Raw genomic sequence first — 16,555 nt, 5'->3', positions numbered from 1 at the left:
TGCTAGAGAGCGCCAATGAGCATTGAATGCTATTCGCGCTGATGAAAAAAAAGGATCTTTGTGTAACCAAAGATCCTTTTTTTATTGTTTGTTTAGTGGGCTTCGTCCCAGTTGATGCCGTGTCCAGCTTCGGCGATTAGCGGTACCGATAAGTCTGCAGCAGACTCCATCAGCTCACAGATTTTAGCTTCTACCTCTTCAAGGCACTCTTCTCTCACCTCAAACACCAGTTCATCGTGCACTTGCATAAGCATTCGAACATCATCAGAGTCTCGTTCTACTAGCCACGCATCCACCAATAACATTGCCTTCTTAATCACGTCGGCAGCGGTACCTTGCATTGGTGCGTTAATTGCGGCCCGTTCTGCGCCTTTACGACGCATTCCGTTAGGAGACTTTATTTCTGGAAGGTATAGGCGTCGCCCATAAATAGTTTCGACAAACCCTTGATCGGTTGCTGCGCTACGAGTCTCTTCCATATATTGCAACACACCAGGGTAGCGCTCAAAGTAGGTGTCCATATAGTGCTGCGCTTCGCCGCGTGGGATCCCAAGCTGCTTCGCCAAGCCAAACGCACTCATACCATATATGAGTCCAAAGTTTACCGCTTTAGCTCGTCGGCGCTGCTCACTGGTGACTGATTCTAATGTGGTCCCCATGATCTCGGCCGCTGTAGCGGCGTGGATATCTTTACCGTCACGGAACGCTTCAAGTAGTGCTGGATCGCCAGAGAGATGCGCCATAATCCGCAACTCAATTTGAGAGTAATCCACCGCTAAAATTTTGTAGCCTGTTGGCGCAATGAACGCTTGGCGTATACGACGACCTTCTTCATTTCGGATAGGGATATTTTGCAAGTTTGGATCGGTAGATGACAGACGGCCTGTCGCCGCAACCGCTTGATGATAAGACGTATGGACTCGCCCTGTCTGAGGCTTAATCATTTTTGGCAGCTTGTCAGTATAGGTCGACTTTAACTTTGCCAATCCTCGATATTCCAAAATTAACTTAGGAAGTGGGTAGTCCAGTGCCAGTTCTTGCAGCACTTCTTCATTAGTCGATGGAGCGCCGGACGCGGTTTTCTTAACAACCGGTAAGCCCATTTTCTCAAACAAAATCGCTTGTAGCTGCTTAGGGGAGTTAAGATTAAACTCCTGCTCAGCCAATTCGTACGCTTTCTTTTCCAGCTCATCTAAGCGCTGAGCAATTTCTTGCGATTGAGTATTCAGCTTCATGGCATCGATCAAGACGCCTGTGCGCTCAATTTTGGATAAAACGGGGACTAAAGGCACTTCGATATCAGTATAGATTCGCTCTAAGCCTTCGTTTCCGGCGATACCTTTTTGAATACTGTTATGCAGTCGAAGCGTAACATCAGCATCTTCAGCGGCATACGGAGACGCTTGCTCTAAATCAATCTGATTAAACGTAAGTTGCTTTTTACCTTTGCCTGCAATTTGCTCAAACGAGATGCATGAGTGTTGCAAAAAGCGCAGTGCCAAGCTATCCATATCGTGCTTGCCACCAACACTATTGAACACGTATGACGCAAGCATGGTATCGTGAGCGATACCTCGCATCTCTATGTCATAACGCGCTAGCACGCTGGCATCGTATTTCAGGTTCTGTCCAACTTTTGCTTTGTTGGCGTCTTCTAGCAAGGGTTTTAGCTGCTCAAGCACCCAGTTTCTGTCGAGTTGAGCAGGAGCATCTAGGTAGTCGTGTGCCACTGGGACATAAGCTGCTTCGCCTTCTGCAACCGCAAACGACAAACCTACTAGGTTCGCTTCCATATAATCCAGGCTGTCTGTTTCGGTATCAAATGCAATCAGATCTGCAGCATCAAGTTTAAATAACCACTGTGCAAACACTTCCTCGGTCAGAATCGTTTGGTATTGGCTGCGATCAATTGTGATAGCGTCTCCAGTTGGCTGGCCAGACGAGGCGTCCGATGACCCTGAAGCGACACTGGTGCGGCCCGACTTCTCATCAGCAATAACTTCACCAGTCCCACCTTCAAGGAGCTCATTAAGCCACGACTTAAAGGTGTACTTCCCGTAAAGGGCAATCAACTCATCTTTATTTGGGGTTTGTTTGACCAGCGACTCTGGCGCATTCTCTAACTCAACATCCAGTTTAATGGTCGCCAGCTCATACGACAGCCTGGCGTTGTCTTCATGTTCAGTCAGTTTTTTGGCCATGGTTTTCGAACCACGGAATCCCAATGGGGCAATATCATCGAGACGAGTATATATATCGTCAATGCTACCAATACCTTGGAGCAGTGCTAGCGCGGTTTTTTCGCCCACGCCCGGTACGCCCGGAATGTTATCGACCTTGTCGCCCATTAAGGCCAAGAAGTCGATAATAAGTTCTGGACCAATACCAAACTTATCCACAACGCCTTGAGGGTCCATGACCACATTTGTCATGGTATTAATCAAAGTGACGTTTTCATCAACCAACTGCGCCATATCTTTATCGCCAGTACTTATTAATACAGGCATACCTTGCTGAGAGGCTTGATGGGCGAGTGTTCCAATCACATCATCGGCTTCGACACCAGGAATGACCAACAAAGGTAACCCCATGGCTTTAATGATGTTATGCAGTGGCTCTATTTGGCTTCTCAACTCATTGGGCATAGATGGACGATTGGCTTTATATTCCGGATACATGTCATCGCGAAACGTTTTGCCTTTGGCGTCAAAAATGACGGCTATGCGCTCAGATGAAAACTGCTTCATCATACTGCGCAGCATATTGACCACACCATAGATTGCGTTGGTTTGAATATCGCCATTACTCATTGATTCAGGATAAGCATGGAAAGCTCGATATAGGTAAGAAGAGCCATCAATTAAAATCAATGGGTTATCAGGAATGTTCGCCATAGCACTATTTTCCGTGTCGTCATTTACTGTAGCGCTAAAGGATGCCACGAGTTGCGGTTGCTGGCTATCTCAATTGAATTAAGCGCCCTATTTTTCATCACCAAAAAACAAAACCGTGAACTGACCCCACTCGTCCACTGTGGATAACTTTGTTAGCAAAAAGTGGCAACCGATAGATCGTCACCATTATTAAAAATGGCAAACCCTACAAAAGGCATTAATAACAATAACTTAAAATAAAAATTCAAACACACAGGCAGATCCCCAAATGATCGAAGCATGTGGAAAAAAGTTTTAGATACGGATCAAGATGATGATTTAAAGGAAGAAAAAGTTCGTGACCGGACTCAAGAAAAGAAAAACGGTGACCGAAAACCGATCACCGTAAATAGCGGCTCAATGTAAGAGCTCAAACTGGAAGCATCGTGAATGATTTGGTGAAAAGTCACGTGCAAGTGCGTTCACCAAAGCCTCGATGCAAATAATAACAATTCTCATTATCATGTCAACCCTGTGGTGACAAATTGTTCAAATATTTTTGCCGCTAGAGCTAGAGAGGATGAGGACGCGGCATTGCGAGAGGGAAAACTAAATAGTTTTTTGAAAATAGATCCTGTTTTCCAATGAGTTAGGGTACGGTTCGGTAGCCACAATGAGGTATCGATTTTTCACTAGCATATGAATCATTTGAGGAAACTGATTACGCGTCTTAACGTTAATAGACTGGTAACCTTGCTGCTTAGCCCACTTTTCTTGCTCATTAAGAAGAGCCTGTGCGACACCATACCCTCTTGCAGAGGGCAGAACGCCGCCTAGCCAGCTGTAAAACTGCTGGCTACTTTGCTCGTACCCTATCTTTATGCCAGCCGCTTGACCATCAACAAACGCGATCAAAATGAGTGAGCGCTTGCCGTCTAGTCGAGCGATCACATCACTATGGGTGACAGGAGAAGCAAATTCTGGGATGGCTTGCAGTACAGGTAGCGCCTCTTCGATAGAGGCGCTTCGAATCTCTAAGTGACTCATGCTTACGCGTCGTCTTCAGCCAACCACTGGGCAACTGGCTTAGCAAAGTAAGTCAAGATGCCATCTGCGCCAGCACGCTTAAAGCACAACAGCGATTCCATCACAGTTTCTCGCTCTTTTAACCACCCATTTTGAATAGCGGCCATGTGCATTGCGTACTCTCCCGACACTTGGTAAGCAAAGGTCGGAACTTGTAGTTCGGTTTTCACTCGTCGAACCACATCAAGATATGGCATGCCTGGTTTCACCATCACCATGTCTGCACCTTCATTGATGTCCATCGCTACCTCATGAAGTGCCTCGTCGCTGTTTGCAGGATCCATCTGGTAGTTTTTCTTGTCGCCACCTTTAAGGTTAGAAGCCGATCCGACCGCATCACGAAATGGACCGTAGTAATGCGAAGCATACTTTGCCGAGTAAGCCATGATTTGGGTATTTACATGCCCAGCCTTTTCTAAGGCGTCACGAATTTTACCAATACGGCCATCCATCATATCTGACGGCGCAACTACATCTGCACCCGCCTCTGCGTGTGACAGCGCCTGTTTAATAAGAACTTTGGTGGTTTCATCATTTAATACATAGCCCTCGTCATCGATGATGCCGTCTTGACCATGTGTCGTAAACGGATCTAGGGCTACATCCGTGATCACACCGATTTGAGGCACATGTTCTTTTAGTAATCGTACCGCGCGTTGAACCAGACCTTCAGGGTTAAATGCTTCTGAGGCACATAGACTCTTAGCGTCTTGGTTTACAACAGGAAATAGCGCAATCGCTGGAACACCGAGTTTGGCAAGTTGCTCGGCCTCTAGCAACATCAGATCAATAGACAGCCTTTCAACTCCAGGCATTGAATCGACGGTTTCACGACGGTCTTTTCCCATTAGTATGAACATTGGGTAGATAAGATCGTTCACGGTTAGGGTGTTTTCTGCCACTAATCGACGGCTAAAGTCGTGTTTGCGTAATCTGCGCATACGTCGCTCTGGGAATTGATTGTTTATTGATACGGCCATGACAGCTCCTTGCCAAATGGGATATTAACACTGCCTGCATCATACCACTGCTTAATGTAGAGAGCTTCGAAAAAGGGCAAAAAGCTGATCGGAATAGGCAACTTGTGCGCCCAAACAAATCCCCTATTAGCCGGCTTGCCATACTAGGGTATAATTGCTCCATAACAGAACCAATGAGACGGCTATGATTGATTCACACGCCCATATTTATGCTACTGAGTTTGACGCCGACCGAGACGACGTGGTGGCGCGGGCCAAAGCGCAAGGCATTCAAAAAATTCTATTACCCAACATCGACCTAGACTCCATTTCACCCATGCTCGAAACGGAAGCGGCGTATCCCGATGTGTGTCATGCAATGATGGGGCTGCACCCATGCTACGTCGATGGCAATGTAGACCAAACATTGAAGACCATAGAGTCATGGTTTGACAAAAGAGAGTTTATTGCTGTGGGTGAGATTGGTATTGATCTCTATTGGGACAAAACGTTTCGCCGCGAACAAGAACGCGCCTTTACAACGCAACTGAACTGGGCAAAACAGCGTGATTTGCCGGTCGTCATCCATACTCGTGATTCGATTGAAGAAACACTCGCCTTGCTTAACGCGGAACAAGACGGTTCACTGCGTGGTGTGTTCCACTGCTTTGGTGGCACGTTGGATGAAGCAAAAGCGATAAACGATGTAGGGTTTCATTTAGGGCTTGGCGGCGTATCAACGTTCAAAAATGGTGGTATGGATGTGGTGATCCCTCACCTCGACATGCAATGGGTCATCCTAGAAACGGACTGCCCTTATCTGGCGCCTGTGCCTCACAGAGGTAAGCGAAATGAACCCGCATTCACCAGTTTAGTCGCAGAAAAAGTCGCTCAACTGAGTGAGACACCGGTGTCTGACATAGATGCGATCACAACCCAAAATACGCTGAGTCTATTTAACCTCTCGCTGTAAACATTAAAAAGGGCCATATCACTCAATGATATGGCCCTTTTTCTAATGCGTATGCACTTTACTCTTTGGCATCTTGTTGTGGCTTGGTATAAAAGCGAGCAAACAACAGGCCGACCTCAAACAATATCAGCATCGGTACCGCTAACAGCGTTTGCGAAATGACATCGGGCGGCGTAAGCATCATGCCAACGATAAAGGCAGCCACGACCACATAAGGGCGCTTTTTCTTTAACGATGGGACATCGGTAGCCCCAGTCCAACACAGCAAAATAATCGCTACTGGCACTTCAAAAGCGATACCAAACGCTAGAAACAGCGCCAACACAAAGTCCAGATAGCTGGCAATATCGGTAGCAAACTCGACACCACCTAGCGAAATCGCGGTAAAAAAGCCAAACACTAATGGAAACACCACGAAGTAAGCAAACGCCACACCGCAATAAAATAGCAATGAACTCGAGAAAAGAAGTGGCATGACTAGCTTTTTCTCGTGTTTGTACAACGCCGGCGCAACAAAGGCCCAGACCTGGTACAAAATTAATGGCACTGCAACAAACACTGATGCAATAAGGGTAAGTTTTAACGGCGTGAAGAAGGGCGAAGCCACATCGGTGGCAATCATCGTTGCCCCTTCAGGCAACCTGTCAATTAGCGGCTTAGAAATAAATTCGTAAATGTCACCGGAGAAGTAAATCAGTCCAATGAACACGACTAACACTGCGGCAATCGCTTTTATCAAGCGATCACGCAGCTCCAATAAATGGCTAATGAGCGGCTGAGTGTTTTCCACAGAGTCGTTTGCTGACATAATTTTCTTAAAACCTTGAAGGTATCGCTAGTCTGTTTTTGCCGCTGAGTCAGGCTTTACCTGACTGGCTGCAGACGTACTGCTTTGAGATTGTGTCTCTGATGAAGACGATGCTGGTGACGACGCTGATGACTCAGATTTGTCCGCATATGGTCTCGTCACAGATTGTGCTGCCGCCTTTAACTCTTCAACAGAACGACGCAACTCTGGGTCGAGCTCTTCCATCCCCATTTTTTCGGCTTTTTTTAGGTTATCGTGCATCTCTTGCACTTTGAGTTCATGATTTAATTCATCTTTTACGTTATTGGCCATAGATTTGGCCGAGTTGATGAATTTCATCACCGAGCGAATAGCGACCGGAAGTCGTTCCGGCCCCAATACCACTAAGCCCAAAATAGAGATTAAGATCAGTTCCCAAAAGCCTACGTCAAACACAGATTATCCCTGCTCTTTTTGCTTTTCTTTTTCGAGGTCTTCAGCGGTAGCAGACTCTTTATGCTCGATATTCTTATCGAAGTCCGCGTCTTTAGATGCTGGTTTAGTCTCGTCATCCGACATCGCTTTTTTAAAGCCTTTTACTGCTGAACCGAGATCACCACCGATGTTTCTGAGCTTTTTGGTTCCGAACAACAAAATCACAATCACTGCTATGATCAACAACTGCGGCCAACTAATACCCATGATAATTTCCTCTATACCTTATCTTTTGCGATAGGTTAGCCAACTGCTCAGCCAACATACGCTACCACCACCAGCGCTTATGTACGCTAATGATTCGAAATTTCCTATAAAAAGTATGCTAGAGCATACGATTAAAGTCGCACCAACACCAAATAAAAATTGCCCTTTCGCGTGTCTTTGCTTGGTTTGATGATAATTACTGTAGAAACGCTCTACATTGCCAGAGAAACGTTTCATCTGCGTTAAATTGTCGTACACCAACTCTGGAAACTCTGGTAATCGCTCTGCCCAGAAAGGCGCTTTTTCTTTTACCGCGTTTATCACCGCCTGCGGGCCGAGCTGTTGCTTCATCCACTGCTCTAAGAATGGCTTCGCGGTGTCCCACAAATCCAACTGTGGATAGAGCTGCCGTCCAAGGCCTTCGATATACAGCAGCGTCTTTTGCAACAAAACGAGCTGAGGCTGCACTTCCATATTGAAGCGCCTTGCGGTGTTAAACAAATTGAGCAGCACGTGACCAAAAGAAATTTCGCACAGAGGCTTCGCAAAAATAGGCTCACACACCATGCGGATAGCAAACTCAAACTCTTGCACATTGGTGTCGGCAGGCACCCAACCAGAATCCACATGTAGCTGAGCAACTTGTTGGTAATCACGATTGAAAAATGCCAAGAAGTTTTCGGCTAGGTACCGCTTATCCTCAGTATTCAGCGTCCCTACAATTCCACAATCCAAACCGATCCACATAGGGTTTTCAGGGTGCTCTGGTTTTACAAACACGTTTCCTGGATGCATGTCAGCATGGAAAAAGCTGTCTCTAAACACCTGAGTGAAGAAAACACTGACACCACGTTCCGCCAACAACTTCATATTGGTGCCGTTGGATTGCAAGGTTTCAATGTCTGACACCTGAATGCCGTAGATACGTTCTGAAACCATTAAGGTTTCACTGCTAAAATCAGGCAGCACTTCGGGAACATACAGCTCTTCGCTGCCTTCAAAGTTGCGTCTTAGTTGAATGGCATTCGCCGCTTCTCTGCGCAGGTCGAGCTCATCGAGCAATGTTTTTTCGTATTCACGGACCACTTCCACAGGCTTTAGACGAGCAGCCTCTGGTATTTTCGCTACCATTTTTGCCAAGCGATACATCAACTTTATGTCGGCATCAATCACTGGACGAATGTCTGGGCGGATCACCTTCAGAACAATTTCTTGTCCGGTTTGCTTAACTCGAGCGGTATGCACTTGAGCAATGGACGCTGACGCTAACGGCTCAATATCGAAGTCATCAAACCACGTCTCTATCGCACCACCCAGCGCTTCTTCCATCTGCTGCTTGGCCAACACACCATCAAACGGCGCGACTTGGTCTTGCAACAAAGCCAATTCGTCCGCAATGTGAGGAGGAAACAGGTCGCGACGTGTTGACATCATCTGGCCAAACTTAATCCACACTGGACCCAGTTCTTGCAGTGCAAGTCGTAACCGCTCGCCCAGGACTTTATCTTTATGTTTGTTATTGAGCCAAAACAGAGACTTTCGCGCGAGGTTTGGGAGTCGAGTCAGTTTGTGATCAGGGGAGAGCTCATCAATACCGTAATTGAGTAAACACTTAATGATGCGATATAAGCGGCGCAACTCTGTTGGCGTCATGAGGCGTCCTTAGCACTAACACTGTCACTGAGTCTTTGTAAGCGTTGTTCTAGCTGCACCATTTGTTGGTGAGTGGCATCCACCTGATCGCAAAAATAGGCAAGCTCTAGCGCTGGAGGTGCGATTTTCCACTCTTCGGTAATCGCTAATCCAACATGGCGTTGACTGCGCTTCGCGCGGTCGACAACAAATGCAGCGGCTCCCTTTGCGCTAGACACGACAGTATGAGCAACAATATCGCCTGTGTACTTAGACATCCACTCTTCGACATCGGGCTTACTGTCTTGCAGCAATTGAGCGAAAGCTTGCGCTACCGCAAGATCACCTTCTAAGGTCAGTTTGTCTTGCTTGATCAGTTGTGTCAGCTGAGCTTTATCTCTGATTAACCCCAAAGTGCTGACCGAGAGCCCTAGCGAGCAATCTGCCTCACCTTCAAATTGAGCCAATACATCGACTTGCTGACTGAACACAAAATAGAGCGATTTGTTGATTTCTTGCAGGTGTAACTTGAGCACCTTACCTTTAAGGCGAGTCAGACTGATTTGCGCGTCTGACTGCTGCTTAATGACTAGGTTTAATCCGGTTTCTATAACCGCCGTCACCATTGCGTCTAGCTCACGTTGGATCGACATCCATGACTCCTGTAATTAAAACTTGTAGCCACGGTGAAGAGCAACAATGCCACCGGTTAAATTGTAGTATTTGGTTTGTTCAAATCCCGCCTGCTGCATCATCCCTTCTAAGGTATCTTGATCAGGGTGCATACGGATGGACTCGGCCAAGTAGCGGTAGCTGTCGGCATCGTTCGCAATCAGCTCACCCATTTTAGGCAAAATATGGAACGAGTAATTATCGTAGATTTTAGACAACGGCTCTAAAATTGGCTTTGAAAACTCGAGTACGAGCAAACGACCACCCGGTTTCAGCACTCGGAACATAGACTGCAAAGCCTTGTCTTTATCGGTGACATTGCGAAGACAAAAACTGATGGTAATACAGTCAAAGTAATTGTCTGGAAATGGCAACTCTTCGGCATTGGCTTGCACATAATGGACATTACCCACAATGCCCGTGTCGCGCAGCTTGTCACGGCCTACATTGAGCATTGAGTTGTTGATGTCAGCCAAAATAACATGGCCGTTATCACCGACTATTCGAGAAAATTTGGCGGTTAAGTCACCCGTACCACCACCTAGGTCAAGAATGCGCTGTCCTGGGCGAGCACCACTGCAATCTATCGTAAAGCGCTTCCATAAACGGTGAACGCCACCCGACATAAGATCGTTCATAATGTCGTATTTAGCCGCTACCGAATGAAACACTTCGGCCACTTTATGCACTTTTTCTTCGGTCGAAACGGTCTCGAAACCAAAGTGAGTGGTGTCTGTTTGGGTTTGGTCGCTGGCTTGATTCACATTCAGTTCCATCTTATATCTCTACTACAGGGCGTCCCATATTGGGCCGATTTAACTGCCTCACCTAAAGTGTGACAGGCACTAGGCGGCTTGCAAGCGGTTAGTTTACTGTATCCTCTGGCGCTTGTCTTTGTAGCGATAACTCATTTTGTGCCAATTCGCTCAATTTTGGTGAGATAGGTCGCTTCGTCTCAACACCTAACTCTTTGAAGCTCTCGGCTTGGCGAATCATATTTCCTCGGCCGGTGGCCAATTTGTTCATTGCGCCTTCATGCTGCGCTTTTGCTCTATCTAGTGCAGCACCAACCCCTTCCATGTCGTCGACAAACAAACGCAATTTATCGTAAAGCTTACTGGCTTTTTCGGCGATTAAAGCGGCATTTTGATTCTGACGCTCGTTGCGCCATAAGTTATCGATGGTGCGCAGCGCCACCAATAACGTGGTTGGGCTAACCAACAGAATATTGTGTTCCATAGCATAGGCGACCAAACTAGGATCTTTCTCAACGGCAAGCTGGAATGCAGGCTCGACCGGTATAAACATCAGTACATAGTCCAAACTTTTTACGCCATTGAGCTTGTGGTAATCCTTACGGCTCAACCCTTTAATATGCGCGCGCAATGCTTGTATATGTTCGCTAAGTGCCACGCTCTTTTGCGCTTCTTGCTCAGCGTTAAAGTAACGCTCAAAGGCCACCAACGCCATCTTAGAGTCGATGATCACCTGCTTATCACCAGGTAGCGAAACCACCACATCCGGTTGCAATCGCTTACCCGCCTCATCTTGCAAGCTGACTTGGGTGTGGTATTCGTGCCCTTCTCGCAACCCAGACTCCGCCAGCACTCGAGCCAGCACCACCTCTCCCCAGTTACCTTGCTGCTTGTTGTCGCCCTTAAGCGCATTGGTCAAGTTCAGCGCCTCTTGTGCCATTTGCGAGTTTAACTGTTGAAGTTTGGTAATTTCATGAGTGAGGGTATGACGCTCTTTTGCCTCCGCTTGAACACCGTCATTAAACTGTTTTTTAAACGATTCAATTTGCACAGAGAGCGGCCCAAGCAATGCTGCAAGGCTTTGCTTATTCTGCTGATCCACTTTGGCGGTTTTGGTTTCAAACAGTTGATTGGCGATCTGCTCGAACTGCTGCTTTAAGATAGTTTCTGCTTGCTCTAGCAATTGCAGCTTATCTCGACTCGCGTGAAGCTGCGCCTCAAAGCTTGCGTGCTGTTCACGAAGCTGCGCTCTGGCTTCTGCTAATTGCTGTTCGCTGCTCTCTAGCTTTTGTGAAAGCTCAACAGCACGCTGCTGTTCCAGCTCAAGGTACTTTACCTGCTGTTCGTAACCCATCACTTGCCCATGCAGGGTTTTGATTTGGCCTGCATCGAGATCTTTTGCTTCATCCATCTGATGAAGCTCAGCTTCAATCGTCTGAACGTGTAATTGGTGATCATGTAGCGTCTGCGCGAGCTCTCTTTTATGTTTCACTTTCATCCATAGTGCCATTACCGCAAAGCCGGCGATGAGTCCGCCCGCGCTGGCGGCTAATTCATTTTGATATAACAGTAGGAAGTCCATGGCATTTCTCAATATTGGGGGTAAAATTCGTGAGTGTGTGCCATCCTAATAAAACCACTGGATAAATGTCCAGACTTAAGAGAGCGATTTAATGAAAAACGAGCAACGCGCCTTTGTGTACGCTATTGCCGCGGTCCTTTTATGGTCTACTGTCGCCACTGCATTCAAAATTACCCTCTCACACTTTTCACCGACTCAAATGGTCGCCGCAGCCAGTTTTGTGTCTGCAGTGTCTCTTTTAGGGGTTTGTGCGTGGCAAGGAAAGCTGTCTTTAATTGGTAAAACCTTTGTGGCTAATCCGCTCTACTTTTTGTTGCTCGGGCTCATAAACCCATTGTGTTACTACCTCATTTTGTTCAAGGCCTATGAATTATTACCCGCTTCACAAGCTCAGCCAATCAATTACAGTTGGGCAATCACACTCACGTTAATGGCGGCTGTTTTTTTGAAGCAAAAAATTCGAGCGCAAGACTGGGTTGCCTGTGCGTTTGGCTATCTCGGCGTTTTGGTGATTGCCACCCAAGGGGATGTATTGAGTCTGCAATTTGATAGCCCAACGGGAGTGGGGTTAGCGCTGTTATCCACACTGTTATGGGCTGGTTATTGGATACTGAACACCAAGAACAAGTCTGACCCCGTTGTGGGCGTTTTATTGGGCTTTTTAGTGGCGCTACCTATCGCATTTGCATTGGCTTGGATAGAAGGGTTAGGTTGGCCATCGCTGCCTTCAGCGTGGCTTGCCGTGAGCTATGTAGGCCTGTTTGAAATGGGGATCACTTTTGTGCTTTGGGTAAGCGCAATGAAACTAACCAATAACACGGCGCGGATCAGCAACCTGATATTTATTTCGCCGTTTATCTCGTTAATGCTGCTAGCCACAATCATAGGTGAAGCCATTCACCCTGCCACAGTGGTAGGTTTGGCGTTAATTATCGCCGGTTTAGTCATTCAGCAGTTACCCAAAAAACGAGCCGCTTAATACGGTTTAGCGAAATATATCGCCATTATCGAGGTTAATGTAGAGCTTGTCTTCCACGTCTAACCCGCCGCAATAGCTGTAATAGATGGGCTCGTCAGGATAATTGAAAGATCGAATCCAACCTTGAAGCTGCTCTAAGTCGCTTTGGCTGCACTGCTGAGACTGTAAAACTTGATCGGTAAGTTCAATAAAACGCGCTTCATTCTGCTCAAAATCATCGGTACGTACAATCAATTGCTTTATGTCTCGATAGCGTTCTTGAACAGTGTCGCCTGGGTTTTCCAACGATAAATGCTCATTGTAAATCCATTGGCTTTTACCGGTGGTTTCATTCACCCATGACTGCACTCGAGACCATCGATTGCGCTCTTCATAAACCTTTACCACTTCACGCAACTCGGTTTTACCGACCACTTGAGACTCAAAGGTCGGTTTAGCAAACACCTCAACGCCAGGAGAAATAACAAAGTATTCAGTAAATGGGATAGGTTGTAGATCTTCCTCAAATGCGGCTGACTCAGACACCTCAACCATCGGCTCATCGGCTTCGTCGCTTTCAGATGGATTCTGATAAAAGAAAAAATAGTAAACCGCGCCCGCACCGCCGGCAATAAACAGCAGAATTAGCAATCCTATTAGTATTTTTTTCATTGATTCGCCACACCCATTGCCCTCTGCTCATACGCCTTTAAGGCTGAAACAGTGTCACCAATATACTTTACTTGGCCATCGCCTGTTCTTTTAGTATCGGCAAACACTCAATTAGGTTTAGCGCAACCTTAACAGTTTAGGCCTGCTACATAGCCACTCGACCACGCCCAAGAGAAGTTATAGCCGCCTAGCCAGCCTGTTACATCCATCACTTCACCCACGAAATACAGCCCCGACACTTGCTTGCACTCCATGGTTTTAGAAGAAAGATGATCGGTGTTTACACCGCCCATGGTCACTTCGGCGGTGCGATAACCTTCCGTTCCATTTGGCTTAATGGTCCAGTGCTCAAGAGTATGTACGACTTGTTGTAGCTGCGAAGGTGTATATTGCTTAAGTGGCTTATCCGCAAATAACTCTAACAAAATCAAGGCTTCCACCAAGCGTTTTGGTAAGACTTTCGCTAGGGTGTTTTTTAAACTCTGATTTGGGTGTTTCTCTTTGCTGATATCCAACAACTGTTGAATATCATTATCTGGGACAAGGTTAATCGATATAGCCTCACCTGGCTTCCAGTACGACGATATTTGCAGCACCGACGGACCCGATAGGCCACGGTGCGTAAACAGCAGAGCTTCCTTAAACACCGTACCATCTTGCGCTTCCATCTCACATGGAATCGCAATGCCTGACAACTCTGACAGCGCTTCTTTATCGTGCGTATGCAAAGTAAAGGGGACAAGCCCGGCGGTGGTTGCCTTTACTTCTAGGCCAAATTGCTCAGCGACTTTATAGCCAAACGGTGTTGCACCCAGTTTAGGCATCGACAGTCCGCCCGTTGCTATCACCAGTGACTCACACTCAACGGCTTGGGTATTGGCCATAAGTGTAAAGCCATTGGGCTGTTTTTCTATGTGAGTGACTGCGGTTTGATAACGCTGTTCGATTGTGGGTTGCTGACACTCTTTTAGTAACATGTCGACGATCTGCTTTGCCGAGTCGACACAAAATAACTGACCGTGATCGCGCTCTTCAAACTCAATCCCGTATTTTGACACCATCGAAATGAAATCCCAGTTGGTGTACTGAGACAGAGCCGATTTTACAAAGTGAGGATTTTGACAAATAAAGTTGTGAGACGAGACGTCGTAATTGCTGAAATTGCATCGGCCGCCGCCCGAAATAAGGATTTTTCGTCCGGGGCGCTTCGCGTGGTCAATCACTAAAACTTTGCGTCCTCGTCTGCCTGCCTGCGCAGCACACATCAATCCAGCGGCGCCGGCACCGATGATAACCACATCAAATTTTTCCACGACTTATCTCTTCACCTATCAGACTCGACATCCGCGAGCCTTAAAAAAGAAGCAATAATAGCAGAACTTAAATCTGTGAGTTACCTCGTTGTTGCATCAGCGCTTGCTTACGTTTATTGAGGGGAAGTTTATTAATGTCCAAGGTGGACTCTGCCGACTCTTGCTCACGTTGCCACACCGAGTAGTTGATCACACACAGAGTAATGATAATGAACGGCAAAGGTTGATACGCGACACCGATAAACATGCCTGTAATACAGTACATGACTAACATACTATTGAGACATTGAGCGAGGGATGCATGATAGCTATTTTGGGGCTCGGTTTTTATGACTTTCCTATTAAGTCTGTACGACTGAATAAGTAAGCTCACGTACAAAAACAACCCGAAAAAGCCTTGTTCACCAAGTACTTCGATAAAAGAGTTATGGAAAGCTTTTATCCCTAAATAATTCCTAAATGACTCATGGTAATCACCAAGCAGTCCATGATTCGCACGATACGCATCAAACCCACCACCAGCCCAATGGTCAGCGACAAAATCAAATGTCCACATCCAAACAACAATACGTCCCATCGCCGAGCTGTCTGATTCAATATCTTTTAGGGTCATCATCCGTTCGACCCAATGCTCTGGCATAAAGCCAATCGACACAATCGCTAGCGCGACGATAATAGGAACAAAGAACAACATCCGTGCTGGTGACAAGTTACGATAACCAATATACCCCGCCAACGTTATTAAGCCACTACGCGCAGTTGTACCGATCATTGCGAATACAGCCAGCAACGATAAACCTAACCACAAAAATGGTCGCTTGAATTGAGGAGGAAAAAAGGTGTAGTGCGCTCGCAAATGTTTGTTAAGCGGGATCACGATAAGTACGGTTAGTGCAAGCATTGAACTTTCTGACCATCCGCGGTTATTCCCTCCTGAGACTAGGTGTCGTCCATAGCCTCCGCCACCGGCGGCTGTCTTTGCTCCAACCGCAATCACGTAAAAGCAAAACGAGAAGAACAATATCCATAGAAACATATTTAAATCGCGTCGATCACGGATCGCGAACATACCAATGGATGTCATTAATATGGATTTTATTACCCAATCCCACTTGTTAGCCGCCGCAGTTGGAAACAACGCGAGAGCAAACGTGGTGATGGTAATCCAGATCGAAAATATCACAATAACGGCGGGAATGAATGCCGAACGAGGAGCCGCGAGTTTATTGGCATTAAACAAAAAGGACAGAAACACAAGCGCAGCCATAACAGAAGAGACTGGCTGCCCTGCTAGAAAACCGAACAGTATGTTCTGGGGGGTTATGATGTCTACCCAAATGTAGCCCGCATAAGCCACTGCTGGGCGTGATATTCCAACAATAGCAAAAGCAAGAATGACAATAACAATCAGCAGATCAGACATCAGCGTTTTTTACCTTTGACGTCTGACTTCTTATTCTCTTTTGACCAATCGGTATTGGTAAACATCAACCAGAGAGTCGCTAGAACCCCTGTGACTGAAAACAGCAATGCAAACTTATCTATCATTTTTGTGTCCCTACCTGTAGACGCACTTCTATGATAGCCAACC

Annotated in this window: 17 protein-coding genes; 3 read left to right on the top strand and 14 right to left on the bottom strand. The window is 46.6% G+C overall.

The genetic code is table 11. The annotated features are described in order from the left end of the window. Nucleotides 1-92: 92 nt before the first annotated feature. On the bottom strand, nt 93-2,894 hold the full coding sequence (gene polA, locus JQC93_RS14525) for a DNA polymerase I (RefSeq protein WP_205159139.1): 2,802 nt from the start codon (nt 2,892-2,894) through the stop codon (nt 93-95). A 279-nt stretch (nt 2,895-3,173) separates the two neighbouring features. Here polA and JQC93_RS20415 point away from each other — a divergent pair, with 279 nt between their 5' ends. Further along, complete coding sequence (locus JQC93_RS20415; protein WP_268980180.1) at nt 3,174-3,299, top strand: hypothetical protein; 126 nt, start codon at nt 3,174-3,176, stop codon at nt 3,297-3,299. A gap of 183 nt (nt 3,300-3,482) precedes the next feature. Here JQC93_RS20415 and JQC93_RS14520 read toward each other — a convergent pair whose 3' ends face one another. Next, nucleotides 3,483-3,920, bottom strand: coding sequence for a GNAT family N-acetyltransferase (locus JQC93_RS14520; protein ID WP_205159138.1), 438 nt, complete (start codon nt 3,918-3,920; stop codon nt 3,483-3,485). A 2-nt stretch (nt 3,921-3,922) separates the two neighbouring features. Then, nucleotides 3,923-4,939 (bottom strand): porphobilinogen synthase, encoded by a 1,017-nt coding sequence (hemB, locus tag JQC93_RS14515; RefSeq protein ID WP_205159137.1) that lies wholly within the window; start codon nt 4,937-4,939, stop codon nt 3,923-3,925. 184 nt (nt 4,940-5,123) lie between these two features. Here hemB and JQC93_RS14510 point away from each other — a divergent pair, with 184 nt between their 5' ends. Continuing rightward, nucleotides 5,124-5,891, top strand: a complete 768-nt coding sequence (locus tag JQC93_RS14510; protein WP_205159136.1) for a TatD family hydrolase — start codon at nt 5,124-5,126, stop codon at nt 5,889-5,891. 58 nt (nt 5,892-5,949) lie between these two features. Here the strand turns inward: JQC93_RS14510 and tatC are convergent, their stop codons facing one another. The 7 genes from tatC to rmuC form a co-directional block, all read right to left on the bottom strand. Then, a complete protein-coding gene (gene tatC, locus JQC93_RS14505; protein ID WP_084884294.1) occupies nt 5,950-6,699 on the bottom strand; it encodes a twin-arginine translocase subunit TatC in 750 nt (249 codons plus the stop codon). Between the two features lie 27 nt (nt 6,700-6,726). Further along, the gene (gene tatB, locus JQC93_RS14500) at nt 6,727-7,134 is read right to left on the bottom strand and encodes a Sec-independent protein translocase protein TatB (RefSeq protein WP_205159135.1); all 408 of its coding nucleotides are present in this window, start codon (nt 7,132-7,134) and stop codon (nt 6,727-6,729) included. A gap of 3 nt (nt 7,135-7,137) precedes the next feature. Continuing rightward, nucleotides 7,138-7,383: a twin-arginine translocase TatA/TatE family subunit gene (gene tatA / locus JQC93_RS14495; RefSeq protein ID WP_205159312.1), complete on the bottom strand. Its 246-nt coding sequence runs from the start codon at nt 7,381-7,383 to the stop codon at nt 7,138-7,140. A gap of 15 nt (nt 7,384-7,398) precedes the next feature. Next, nucleotides 7,399-9,033: a ubiquinone biosynthesis regulatory protein kinase UbiB gene (ubiB, locus tag JQC93_RS14490; protein ID WP_205159134.1), complete on the bottom strand. Its 1,635-nt coding sequence runs from the start codon at nt 9,031-9,033 to the stop codon at nt 7,399-7,401. Next, nucleotides 9,030-9,665, bottom strand: a complete 636-nt coding sequence (locus JQC93_RS14485) for a ubiquinone biosynthesis accessory factor UbiJ (RefSeq protein WP_205159133.1) — start codon at nt 9,663-9,665, stop codon at nt 9,030-9,032. Before JQC93_RS14485 ends, ubiB begins: the two co-directional genes overlap by 4 nt. Before the next feature lie 15 nt (nt 9,666-9,680). After that, nucleotides 9,681-10,460 carry a bifunctional demethylmenaquinone methyltransferase/2-methoxy-6-polyprenyl-1,4-benzoquinol methylase UbiE gene (gene ubiE, locus JQC93_RS14480; protein WP_205159132.1) on the bottom strand — a complete coding sequence of 260 codons (780 nt, stop codon included), beginning with the start codon at nt 10,458-10,460 and terminating at the stop codon, nt 9,681-9,683. Nucleotides 10,461-10,548: 88 nt separating this feature from the next. After that, nucleotides 10,549-12,021 carry a DNA recombination protein RmuC gene (gene rmuC / locus JQC93_RS14475; RefSeq protein ID WP_205159131.1) on the bottom strand — a complete coding sequence of 491 codons (1,473 nt, stop codon included), beginning with the start codon at nt 12,019-12,021 and terminating at the stop codon, nt 10,549-10,551. Nucleotides 12,022-12,112: 91 nt separating this feature from the next. Here rmuC and JQC93_RS14470 point away from each other — a divergent pair, with 91 nt between their 5' ends. Beyond that, nucleotides 12,113-13,000, top strand: coding sequence for a DMT family transporter (locus tag JQC93_RS14470; RefSeq protein WP_205159130.1), 888 nt, complete (start codon nt 12,113-12,115; stop codon nt 12,998-13,000). Between the two features lie 6 nt (nt 13,001-13,006). On the opposite strand, the gene JQC93_RS14465 is transcribed toward JQC93_RS14470, so the two are convergent. From JQC93_RS14465 to JQC93_RS20410, 4 genes are all read right to left on the bottom strand, one after another. Next, nucleotides 13,007-13,651, bottom strand: coding sequence for an SH3 domain-containing protein (locus JQC93_RS14465; RefSeq protein WP_205159129.1), 645 nt, complete (start codon nt 13,649-13,651; stop codon nt 13,007-13,009). Nucleotides 13,652-13,779: 128 nt separating this feature from the next. Further along, a complete protein-coding gene (locus JQC93_RS14460; RefSeq protein ID WP_328836381.1) occupies nt 13,780-14,964 on the bottom strand; it encodes a BaiN/RdsA family NAD(P)/FAD-dependent oxidoreductase in 1,185 nt (394 codons plus the stop codon). Between the two features lie 67 nt (nt 14,965-15,031). Next, complete coding sequence (locus JQC93_RS14455; protein WP_205159128.1) at nt 15,032-16,387, bottom strand: putative O-glycosylation ligase, exosortase A system-associated; 1,356 nt, start codon at nt 16,385-16,387, stop codon at nt 15,032-15,034. Then, nucleotides 16,387-16,512 carry a hypothetical protein gene (locus JQC93_RS20410; protein WP_268980179.1) on the bottom strand — a complete coding sequence of 42 codons (126 nt, stop codon included), beginning with the start codon at nt 16,510-16,512 and terminating at the stop codon, nt 16,387-16,389. The genes JQC93_RS14455 and JQC93_RS20410 overlap by 1 nt, the downstream gene beginning before the upstream one ends. Between the last annotated feature and the right edge of the window lie 43 nt (nt 16,513-16,555).

Source organism: Vibrio ulleungensis (genome assembly GCF_016900875.1).
Lineage (GTDB): Bacteria > Pseudomonadota > Gammaproteobacteria > Enterobacterales > Vibrionaceae > Vibrio > Vibrio ulleungensis.
Note: the sequence above shows the minus strand (reverse complement) of the source record. Positions and strands in the feature narration are given on the sequence as shown.